10 protein-coding genes are annotated in these 11,548 nt (G+C 44.3%); 7 read left to right on the top strand and 3 right to left on the bottom strand.

Translation table 11 applies throughout. The features are described from left to right. Positions 1 to 80: 80 nt before the first annotated feature. On the bottom strand, positions 81 to 944 hold the full coding sequence (locus FC83_RS02855; RefSeq protein ID WP_057002369.1) for an NAD(P)-dependent oxidoreductase: 864 nt from the start codon (positions 942 to 944) through the stop codon (positions 81 to 83). Positions 945 to 1,042: 98 nt separating this feature from the next. Next, entirely contained in the window at positions 1,043 to 1,879 is an 837-nt protein-coding gene (locus FC83_RS02850) for a lp_1002 family arylesterase (protein WP_052005125.1), read from the bottom strand. 79 nt (positions 1,880 to 1,958) lie between these two features. Between FC83_RS02850 and FC83_RS02845 the strand changes: the two genes are divergently transcribed. From FC83_RS02845 to FC83_RS02815, 7 genes are all read left to right on the top strand, one after another. Next, a complete protein-coding gene (locus FC83_RS02845) occupies positions 1,959 to 2,489 on the top strand; it encodes a GNAT family N-acetyltransferase (RefSeq protein ID WP_035456226.1) in 531 nt (176 codons plus the stop codon). Between the two features lie 89 nt (positions 2,490 to 2,578). Continuing rightward, entirely contained in the window at positions 2,579 to 3,121 is a 543-nt protein-coding gene (locus FC83_RS02840) for a hypothetical protein (RefSeq protein ID WP_035456239.1), read from the top strand. 221 nt (positions 3,122 to 3,342) lie between these two features. After that, the gene (alsS, locus tag FC83_RS02835) at positions 3,343 to 5,025 is read left to right on the top strand and encodes an acetolactate synthase AlsS (protein ID WP_057002368.1); all 1,683 of its coding nucleotides are present in this window, start codon (positions 3,343 to 3,345) and stop codon (positions 5,023 to 5,025) included. 36 nt (positions 5,026 to 5,061) lie between these two features. Further along, positions 5,062 to 5,784 carry an acetolactate decarboxylase gene (budA, locus tag FC83_RS02830; protein WP_057002370.1) on the top strand — a complete coding sequence of 241 codons (723 nt, stop codon included), beginning with the start codon at positions 5,062 to 5,064 and terminating at the stop codon, positions 5,782 to 5,784. Between the two features lie 154 nt (positions 5,785 to 5,938). Continuing rightward, complete coding sequence (locus FC83_RS02825; protein ID WP_081763230.1) at positions 5,939 to 7,435, top strand: amino acid permease; 1,497 nt, start codon at positions 5,939 to 5,941, stop codon at positions 7,433 to 7,435. Between the two features lie 14 nt (positions 7,436 to 7,449). Then, positions 7,450 to 8,403 carry a hypothetical protein gene (locus FC83_RS02820; protein WP_035456229.1) on the top strand — a complete coding sequence of 318 codons (954 nt, stop codon included), beginning with the start codon at positions 7,450 to 7,452 and terminating at the stop codon, positions 8,401 to 8,403. A gap of 335 nt (positions 8,404 to 8,738) precedes the next feature. Next, positions 8,739 to 10,340 (top strand): helix-turn-helix domain-containing protein, encoded by a 1,602-nt coding sequence (locus FC83_RS02815; protein ID WP_035456231.1) that lies wholly within the window; start codon positions 8,739 to 8,741, stop codon positions 10,338 to 10,340. A gap of 45 nt (positions 10,341 to 10,385) precedes the next feature. On the opposite strand, the gene FC83_RS02810 is transcribed toward FC83_RS02815, so the two are convergent. Beyond that, positions 10,386 to 10,931: a hypothetical protein gene (locus FC83_RS02810; RefSeq protein ID WP_057002367.1), complete on the bottom strand. Its 546-nt coding sequence runs from the start codon at positions 10,929 to 10,931 to the stop codon at positions 10,386 to 10,388. Positions 10,932 to 11,548: the final 617 nt, after the last annotated feature.

Raw genomic sequence — 11,548 nt, 5'->3', positions numbered from 1 at the left:
GATCACACCAGAGAAATTTTTGTTTTTCTCTGGTGCTCTCTAAAGGGATAGTATCATTCGGTCAGGGGCTTCATTTTTGGTTATTTATGATACTTCGGAAAGGCGGTGTTCTTGTTGGTAATATCAATAAACTTGGCTTCGCCAGCAACAGCCTCCGCCGCTTCCACGGCTTCTTGCAGCCGGTCTCTGGAACCTTCGGCTAGGCGTAACTTGATCAAATCCTTGGTGGCGTGGAGTAATTCTTCTTCATCGGCCACGGAGTCCTTCAACGGTCTGGGGTTGGTGGTATCCAGCGCCCGGACCACCACTGGTTTTAACGGGCCCATTTGCAACAGCTCTAACACCGTATCGTAATCAATGGCATAGGCGTCAGCTAAGTCTAAGGTTTCCCGAATGCCGGCTTCAGCAGCCATGATACCCACGTTAGTGATCAATTTCAGCTTGGCGCCATTGCCCAGGGGTCCCACATATTTCACAGTGCCAAAGACCTGCAAAATCGGTAGCACTTGATCCACCACGGCTTTATCCCCCGCGGCAATCAAGACCAAAGCCCCTTCCCGGGCATATTTGACCCCACCAATCAACGGCACATCTAAAAGCTGCGTCTTGTCCGGTAGTGCGTCGTGAATGGCGTAAATCTTAGCCGGGTCCAAGGTGGAAGTAACGATCAAGGTGCTGTCCGGTTGTAAGAAATTCACAATACCAGCATGGTTTGACGTCCCTAGGTGCAAATCTAAAACATCATCAGACATAACCGAAGTGATGACCACCTTAGATGCCTTGACCGCAGCCTCTAAGGAAGTAGCCGGTTTAATTTGGGGGTCAGAAAAGCCTGCTAAGCGGTTTTTGTCGGTGTCCCAAATCGTGACAGTGTGGCCGGCTTTAGCTAAATGGGGCACCATTTGGGAGCCCATGTTGCCAATACCAATAAATGTAATATTCATGACGGATTTATCCCCCTTTATAATAGTAAGTTCAGCGATACATATATTGTAAACAAAAAGAGCTAATCTGTATAATGATTAGCTCTAAGGGATAGTTGTTAAGTTTCATCGGTGCTGGTGGTTAAGGTGTTAAATAGCCATTCTGTCGCCAGGTCAAACCACTTGGCCACATGGGGTAAATCTGTACCTGAACGCCAGGCCGTCAAGCTATTGGCCATGGCTAAGCCGTGGGGACCGTGGTCAAAGATGTGTAGTTCTAAGGGAATATTGGCTTTATTTAAAGCCGTGGCATAATATAAACTATTATGAGAAGGGACCATTTCATCATCATCGGTGACCCACATAAATGTGGGGGGATTTTGAGCGGTGACGTGGGTGTCGGCCGCATAAAAAGCTAAGTCATTGGTGATGGCCAAGGCATCGGCTTTAGTTTTAGGAAAGCCCGCATCTAGTCTGATCACGGGATAACCTAAAATCAGCGCGGCGGGTTGGCGGGTGGTCGGTTGACTGTCGCTGGCCTGGGCTAAGAAATCACTAGCCCAATAATCCCCGTAAAGGGCGGCGATATGGCCCCCTACGGAAAAGCCGGCCACCACGATTTGATCGGGATTTAACGCCAATTTTTGGTGGTTTTCAGTTAAATAAGTCATAGCGTGGGCCAAATCCACTAAAGGCGCTGGCATTAAGGGTGCTTTTTCGCTGATGAAGTGGTACCTTAAATAAAAAGCCTGGTAACCCTTGGCAAAAAAAGCCAGCGCCAGTGTTTCAGCCTGATGGTCGGGAATATGCGTATAAGCGCCACCAGGAATAATGATGATGGCCGGATATTGGGTCTGTTTGATTTCAGGATTAGCTTCGTGGAGATAACCCTGTAAAAAAGCCGCTGGTTGACCAGTTTCTGCTTTTAGAGGCAAGGATTCATGAACGCTAAACATACAATTACCACAACCTTTCAATAGTCTATACATATATAGTATACCGTTTAAATACTAATTTAAAAAAGGAATTGAGATTATGATATCAGATACCATCGTCAGTCAGCGCTTATTGCTCCGGGGCTTTAAGGCGACGGATATTGATGATTATTTTGAAATATTAAAGGACCCCCATAATTTGACCACCGCCGGCCAACCTGTACCGGAAAGCAAGCGGCATGCCAATTTAATGCTGCGCCAAGCCATGCAAGACCAAACCCTGGCGGTGGTTTTAAAAAGTGCGGACAAAGTCATTGGCCTGATCGAACAGCGGCCCCACTTTGAGGGGCGTCTGCCACTGCCAGCGCCGGACCAGCTAGAAATTGGTTATATTTTAAATCAGCATTATCGTCGTCAAGGCTATATGTTTGAGGCCCTTTCGCATTTGTTGCGGGCCTTAGCACAACAAAATTTTCAAGCAGTTTGGGCGGCGGCTTTTAGCGATAATCTGGCGTCTCGCGGGCTCTTGGAAAAGCTCGACTTTACTTACCAGCAAACCGTAGATTTGAATTTGCCCTTTGCCGGGTACCAGCAAAAAGAAGATTATTTTGTCTGCAAAATAAAAAGCTAATTGGTGCTAAGTTTCTGAAAGTTCCTATGCTATAATAAACAAGGATACTGAAAAGAAGAAGGGACGCGTTAGTGTTGCAACAAGAATCTATGCTGGTAAAGGCATTTGAAACTCGACTGAAAACGATTGAAGCCGACCCAAACTTAATCGTTTTAACGACGATGGATCAGCCGCAATTAAACGATAAAGATAAAGTGTCGCAGTATATTGTGTATACAAATTTCAAACCTGGGCTCAAAAAACAACAAACCGCTGCAATTTTCGTCTATACGCCATTGGAAAATATCGATCATTATCAAAATAACAAGGTAGATTATCAAAGTGAACTTCTATTTGAGTTTGATCCTTGGGATAAAAAGATTCATATCTCCGTGTTAGAGACCCTAGGGGCCGCTTCTAAATTGGCTTTTTATGATTATCAAAACCATGGGTTAGCCCAAATGGCCTTGCAGGCTTTGATCAAAATCGCTAAGAAACACGAAATTGAAACCATTGACGGTATGCTGTCTTCCTTTGATGGGGATGATTGGGATCGGGTCAATCATTTATTTGGCAAATTCGATTTTGCCACGATTGCTGCGGACAAAACGCGAGGTGTGGCCATTTATCGGCTGCAACTCCAAGGCAGCTAGTCGCATTAAGATTGGCCAGAACGCATGTGTACTAAAACAGAAAAGACGCCTAGGCGCCTTTTTTTGTTTCACAAGCCGTCTGAATGATAACAAAAAGTAAAACAGTTTAGCCCTTATGTACCATAGTGTGTAATCAAAATGTTTTTTAAATTGCCACTTGCAATATAACAGAGAAGTAGTATTATTTGAAACAGATTACAAATGAAGAAAGAGGTCTAGCAATGACTAACAAAAAAGATTACCGTGGTTCCGATGCCATCGTCGATAGCCTGATCAACCATGATGTGAAATATGTATTTGGGATCCCTGGTGCCAAAGTCGACCGCTTATTTGAAGACTTGACCCATGGTGATGATCCTAAAACACCACAATTGATTGTCACCCGACATGAACAAAATGCTGCTTTCATCGCCGCTGGGATTGGCCGGATCACAGGCAAACCAGGGGTTGTTTTGACTACCTCTGGTCCCGGGGCTTCTAATTTAGCCACGGGCTTAGTCACAGCTACGGCTGAAGGGGACCCAGTGTTAGCCATTTCTGGGCAAGTCCAGCGGGCTGATCTGTTACGCTTGACCCACCAAAGTATTCGCAGTGCGGCTTTGTTTGAACCTATCACTAAATATAGTGCTGAAGTGCAACAGCCTGAAAATCTGTCCGAAGTCATTGCCAACGCCTACCAAGAAGCCATCAGTTCCAAACAAGGGGCTAGCTTTGTCAGCGTGCCCCAAGATGTGGTAGATGCGCCAGTGACCACTAAACCGATTGCCCCTTTGAATCGGCCCAAGTTAGGCCCAGCCAGCCCAGCAGAAACGACGATTTTGGCCCAAGAAATCAAAGCAGCCACCTTGCCAGTGATCCTCGTGGGGATGCGGGCATCTTCCCCAGAAGTCACCGAAGCCATCCGCAATATTTTGCGGGTATCTAATATTCCTGTCGTTGAAACGTTCCAAGGCGCCGGGATAATTTCTCGAGAACTAGCTGAAACCAACTTCTACGGTCGGGTGGGCCTATTCCGTAACCAACCAGGGGATCAGTTGTTAAAACGCAGCGATTTGATCATCACTGTGGGGTACGACCCAATTGAATATGAACCGAGAAACTGGAATGCTGAAGGCAACGCCCGCATTATTGTTATCGATGACGCCCCAGCGCAAATTGATCATAATTTTGAACCAGAAAAAGAACTCGTGGGCGATATCGCCCAAACCTTAGACTTTCTGTGGCCTTATTTGCGGGGCTATAAATTAGCTGATAGCTCCCAAAAATATCTAGATACACTCCATGAACAGTTAGAAGAGCGGGATGTCCCCCCAATTCAAGAAGATACTGTGGCCAGTCATCCCTTAAATATTGTGCAGAGTTTACAAAACCATGTCAGCGATGACATGACCGTTACGGTGGATGTGGGCAGTCATTATATTTGGATGGCCCGGCATTTTAGAAGTTATCAACCGCGGCATTTGCTGTTTAGTAACGGGATGCAAACCCTAGGGGTAGCATTGCCTTGGGCAATTGCCGCCGCTTTGTTGAACCCGGATGAAAAAGTCGTTTCCGTCGCCGGGGATGGGGGCTTTTTGTTCTCCAGCCAAGAGCTAGAAACAGCGGTACGCTTAGGCTTAAATATTGTCCAAGTTATTTGGAACGATGGCGGCCATTATGATATGGTGAAGTTCCAAGAAGAAATGAAATATGGTACCAGCGCAGGCGTAGACTTTGGCCCAATCGATTTTGTGAAATACGCTGAAAGTTTTGGCGCCACTGGGTTGCGGGTCAATAAAGCCGCTGACTTGGATAAAGTCATGGATCAAGCGTTTAAGACCCCGGGTGTCGTTGTGGTGGATGTGCCTGTGGACTACTCAGATAACAAAGAGCTGGGCCAATCATTATTGGCAGATCAGTTATAGAAATTGGCAATCAATAACGGGAAAGGCGCGATTGGCTTGGATAAAGAAGATACATTATATCAACATGGGACCTTAGCCTTGTTGGTGCCGGGGTTATTGACCGGGACTTTGACAATTGGCGAGTTACTAGAACATGGCGATTATGGCATTGGCACCTTGCAGGGGTTAGATGGTGAATTGACCCTAGTAGATGGTGTGGGTTATTTAGCCCAAAGTGACGGCAATGTGGTCACGGTAGATCCTAAAGAAACCGTGCCCTTTGCCAACGCCCACTTCCAGCGGGCCACGGATAAACTAGAGCATACTCAGATCACCAAAGCGGCCTTGGAAAAAGAGATCATGCAAAATCATGATTATGAAAACATCTTTTTTGCCATGAAAATCCATGGGGTCTTTTCGTCCGTTCGGACCCGGGTGGTGGCCGGCAATCGCCAACCTCCATTTAAACCCCTGGCCATTGTGGCCCAAAACCAAGAGCTATTCTCTGCTGAAAATGTCACTGGGACCTTGGTGGGTTACTACAGCCCTGAACTGTTTCAAGGGGTGGCCAGTGCGGGTTTTCATGTGCATTTTGTCAGTGATGACCATCAATTTGGCGGGCATATTTTAGACTATGCTTTAACCCAGGGGACCGTTGAATTACAACGGTTTGAAAATTTAGACCTGCACTTGCCGGTCCATGACTCGACTTATCGCAAACATCGCTTTGATTATGATGATATGAGCGCTGTGATTCGCAGTGCTGAAGGTAACGAGTAAGACTTTATACCACTGGAATGTTACGACGTTCTGGTGGTTTTTTGGTATATTTTTAACAATTAAAAAATTGACGCCACCTGTTTTTTAGGATAACCTATTCTAGATTGTTAATCTTAAACTGAGCGGGTTAACTACATTTTTAGGAGGCAAGATTGTGAATTCAAAAAACAGTGACACTGAGGTGCGGCGCGAGCTCAAAACACGCCACCTCTCAATGATTGCCATGGGTGGCAGTATCGGGACTGGTTTATTTGTAGCCAGTGGCTCGGCCATTTCCCAAGCAGGTCCTGGCGGGGCGTTATTAGCCTACGTGGGGATTGGGATCATGGTTTATTTCTTAATGACCAGTTTGGGTGAGATGGCGACTTATATGCCGGTTTCCGGATCTTTTGCCACGTATGCCACACGCTTTGTGGATCCGGCAGTGGGTTTTGCCTTGGGGTGGAACTATTGGTTTAACTGGGCCATCACCTTGGCCGTTGATATCAGCACCACGGCGATTATCGTACGCTTTTGGTTTCCGTCGTGGCCAAGTTGGGCTATCAGCGTGTTCTTTTTGCTCTTGATATTTGCCATCAATATTATTTCCGTCAAATCCTTTGGTGAAACCGAATATTGGTTAGCCTTCATCAAAGTGACCACCGTCATTATCTTCTTAGCCGTGGGCCTTTTGACAATTGTAGGTATTCTTGGGGGGCGTGGCCCAGTTGGTTTGAAGAACTTTACATATAAAGGCGGGCCCTTCATTGGGGGCATGCCCGCGATTTTAAGTGTCTTCGTCGTGGCTGGGTTCTCGTTTCAAGGGACCGAACTGATCGGGATTACCGCCGGAGAATCGGCAACCCCGGAAAAGAGTATTCCCAAGGCCATTAAGCAAGTCTTTTGGCGGATTTTATTATTCTATATTTTGGCTATTTTCGTCATCGCCGCTTTGATTCCTTATACCAGCCCTAAATTATTAGGCTCTAGTGCCTCAGATATTGCCACCAGTCCGTTCACCTTAGTCTTTCAACGGATCGGTTTGGCGGGGGCGGCCAGTGTGATGAACGCGGTTATCTTAACTTCAGTTATTTCTGCGGCTAATTCGGGGATGTATGCTTCAACCCGGATGCTTTGGGCCATGGGTAAAGAAGGCCAGGCTGGTCGAATTTTTGCCAAGACCAGTCGCCGGGGTGTGCCATTGATGGCTTTATTGCTGACTACTTTTGTGGGGGCCTTTACTTTATTGACCAGCATCATGGGGCCTCATGTGTACACATTGTTGGTAGCGGCCAGTGGCTTGACTGGTTTTATTGCTTGGTTGGGGATCGCCATTTCCCATTATCGCTTCCGCAAAGCCTTTCGTTTTCAAGGCCATGAGTTAGACGAGCTAGCCTATAAAGCCAAGTGGTTCCCATTTGGGCCTATTTTAGCCATGTTCTTAAGTATTGTGGTCATCTTAGGGCAGGATATACCGGCCGTGTTACATTTAAATTGGGAGCACTTGGGTATTAGTTACATGTCTATCCCGCTTTTCTTAGTCTTATTCATTTACTATAAAGTCAAATATAAGACCAAGGTTATTCCTTTAGGCGAGGTAGATTTAAGCCCTCACAAAGATGATCCCGATTATGTTGCTAAACAAGCACGGATGAAGCAACAACAGAAGTAGGGAGTGGATTTGGAATGCTTAGAAATAAATATCGCTTATTCTTGATTTTGCTCAACGGCCAAACCAAGGCTAATGCTGTTAACAAGCGCTATTGGACTGAGCGTTACCATATTCGGTTTCAAAAGTATTTGCAGCGGGCTGTTCACCACAAGTTTTTGCGGGTCAGTATGGACCCCATGGACAAATTGTTAAACTTACCCACCAGCCATCTCAAGGAATTGGCCCGTAGTTTTGGCATTGAAGTGGACAATCGGGATGCGGCCCAGTTGCGGCTATCAATTTTTAAAATGTATCAACAGCATCAAAAGCAACACGATTTAAGTCCAAAATTGCAAGCTTGGTTTGAGCGTGAAGTTTACTTGCTCACGCCAAAGGGCAATGATTATGTGGCCAGTGCCCAGCACTTATGGTTCATGCATCAGTTTTATTACCCCGATGTGGTGGATTTAAAGCATTTGCTGCCCCTTTACAAACGCCAACCAGCGCTGCTGGCTTGGCAATATGTGGCCGAATTGTTAGATCGGGGCATTCAAACTGCCCAAGCCCAAGGCAATGTGACCGTGGCCTTGATTTTACAAAAACGCAAGGTGCGCTTATATCGGCAGGTTGCCTGTTACCCCGAGGGCTTAGCTTGTTTACAGCAAGTACTCTTTAATGAATTGGAACACCACATTGTGCCCAATGTGCTGGCTAAAAATACCAAGGGTTATCTGCCAGCAATCAAACATTTGAGCCGTTATGAAATTCAAGAGCTACATTTTTTCTTAGTCCAATTGAATTTGAGCCTAGATGAATTCTTGATGGGATTAAGTCATTTTCTTCAAAGACAAGATATGAAACACAACGTCATGACCCGTATGGAAATGATGCGGGCCGTGATGTTGGCGTACTTAGAAGATTTTAATGGGTTGGCGCAACTTTACGATCACGTCCAAGCCCGCCAAGAATCCCCACAATTAATGTCATAATGGTTAACTAAATTTGAATTTAACGTTATAATTAAGACGAATCTCAGGTTTACATTTTGAGATTCGCCTTTTTTATAATATTAACGTGAAATAAGACTGGTGAGACATTGGCTATGGGAATCTCGGCTGAAAAAAATAAAATTTTCTTTGAAAAAGCAGTTTAAACATGAGATTATAGAATTATATAACAATAATTATTTAGATATATTGCGGTTTTTATTTTCTGAAAGCTATAACCTGTTCGGATCAAGCAGCTTATTGGGATTATGTGGTGATGGGAGTGCCTATTAATCCAGAGCTGACAGACTAAAAAAGAATCTAAGGGGGGACTCAGTATGGAAAAGGTTGATGATTTATTCCTGTCTTTTTCTGATATGGAAAAGTACAATTTATTTGTGAATATCATTGAAATGAAGCAAAAAGAAACCACACCGGAGAAGCTGTTGGATTGCATGGCTGATCGCAAACAACACATTACCGATATCAATATCAAACAAGTGGCTGAATTATTAGGTCGCAGTTATGGTAGTATTTACAACACTTACATGGGCTTGATTAGCGATTTAAATAGCCTGTTGGGTAAAAAAGACGCTGATTTAGAAACACTCTTTAATGTTGAAGCCAATGAATATTATGCTTATTTGACCAAACGCTCTTATCCTTATCAGTTTATCGATACCATTGTTCAGGGCAAAACCACTTCCTTCCACGACTTTTACACCAACCTTGGTAGTAGTAAGGCCACTGTCTTGCGGCATTTAAAGACCATGCGGCACTTTTTAAAAGAGCGGGGCATTCGCATGACTTATGAACCCATGGGCTTGGTTTCTAAAAACGAATTAAGTGTCCGGATCGCGTTGACCAGTTTGTATTGGCGGGCCGGCTCCACTTATACTTGGCCTTTTAAAGACACCAAACGTCAAGATGCCATTAAACTAGTGAAGGGTGCAGCTAAGGACTTTGACTTTGCGGCCCAATCTGAGGGCGTCTTGTCGCTGATGGCGCTATACTTTATGGTGAGTTACTTCAGAATCCGTAAGGGACGTTTAGTCGATCCTAAGAAGTTCCACAGCATCTTGCATTATGCCTTTCCGAATTTATTAAAAGAATACCTTGAGACTTATCCCGCCCCAGAATTGCACTTGGACGATGACCAAATGATGGAAGAGACCAGTGGCCTATTCTTAGTTTATAGTCTGATTCCACTTTATTCTGAGACTAATAAGCAAACTGTGACTAAGTTTTTACAAAAAATTGATTATTATAACCAAGAAATTGCGGACTTTATCAACACGTTTTTGGACAATTTGCCCCTGGAAGAACACGACGCTTTGTCAAAGACGGCCATCGATATGCAGGTGATCAAGGCTAATTTGATCGCGATTTTTATCGGGACAGTTTCCTTTGATAATCCCAAGATGTTCTTGTTTAACACCGACGACCAGGCGGCGCTTAATACCCAACCGCCAACCAACTCAGCACTTTACCGCAGTTTGCGTAATACACTGAGCCATGTGGTGATGTATCCTAAGTTTAGCCAATACAAACCGTTGATCGATGACATGCTGCCGATTTTTTATGCCGTCTTGAAACCTTACTTGGTTTTGTATCGGCCAGAAAGTACGGTGAATGTCTTTATTGCCGTGTTGCCTAGTTTCTTTGATAATTCCCGGTTGGAACAAATGCTGAAGTCCATGGCGTTCGTGAACATTTTGGATGCTTCTGATGATTTGTCGACGGCCGACCTAATGATTTGCTCCAGCATTCGCAGTTTACCAGAAGATATGGCGCCCCAAGCTGCCGTGATGACTTGGCGGACTGGTGCCAGCAGTGATCTATTTGGGCGCTTGTATGGTTTGTTGCGGCAAATTCAACTCAATAAAGAACAAGTTCCCAATATGGCCCACGTAGACCCATCCCATGCACCAGAGTCATAAAAAATAGGCCTGACAAACAGTTCGAAATGTTTGTCAGGCCCTTTTTTATGCGGTGGTTTGTAGCCAATGGATCATCAATAAGACCCAAAGGTTGATGTATTCATTTTTGTTGATTTCATAGATGTCGTCGTACAGTTGAGGCTGCGGCAGTTTTGCGGCGGTGTAGAGGGCCTTCATTTTTTCGCGCAGGTTATGATAGTGGCCAATCGTTGCTTCACCATATAACCAAGGGTAAAGATCAGCCAGCAGTTGGCCTTGACCTTGAGCCTCTAAGGCTTGTTTTAAAGCCTGCGCATCGGTAGCGATTTGGGTTTGCAAGTGGCCATCGTTGATCCGGTTATGATAATTGATGCGCCCGCTGAGATAGTGGTTGGCTTCAAAGGCCAATAGTTCATCCCACACTGCTGCAGTAGTGGTGTCTTTTAGCAGGGCTGTTTCATTAATGAAGGCTGCCGGCAATTGGCTAAAGCCCCCCGGTTCATTGATTGTTTCAGTATGTTCAGTCAATTCTGCTTGAATGGGTTCAGGATATTGCGCCAGTGTCAGATCTTTTTGCTGTAAGTATTGTGTTAAGGTTGAATCTGCTGCCATATAAAACCCTCCCTTTCATGATTGTCTTCATTATAACAAAAATTACTTTTTTAAGATAAAAATTGCCTTGCACCCAGTTGAAAATAACGAACATAATTTTGAATGTTCGCTATTTTTGCAACTGGGTTTATTTTTACCCCGGATATTGACAAATTATGCATAAAAACACATACAATCGATTGAATATTCAATGGCAACAAACTGCTTTGCCTTTTGGGAAAACACGCATTAAAATGTTTGACAGAGGCCGTGGATGCTGGTATAGTATTTCTTGCAGCCAAGATAAGTTGTGGCATGACGAATTAAAAAGTTCAAATAATGTTTGACTTTTGATTTCGATGTGTGTATAGTATATTGAGTTGTCACATGTCTAACGACAATGAATAAATATTCAAAATGTTGAATTTAAACCTTGACATTGAGAATGACAGCTGATATGATATATAAGTTGCTGTCGCAGGTTGACGATGAATATTAATTCAAAAAGATGAATTAATATGTTGACATTGCTGATAACATCTGATATAATTTAAAAGTTGTCCAACGGCAACGATGTAAAAAAGTAGATCTTTGAAAACTGAACAAAGTTTCGATTTACCAAATGTGCAGGCTTCAAC

The organism is Agrilactobacillus composti DSM 18527 = JCM 14202 (assembly GCF_001436375.1).
Lineage (GTDB): Bacteria > Bacillota > Bacilli > Lactobacillales > Lactobacillaceae > Agrilactobacillus > Agrilactobacillus composti.
This window is presented reverse-complemented; position numbering and strand designations above follow the sequence as displayed.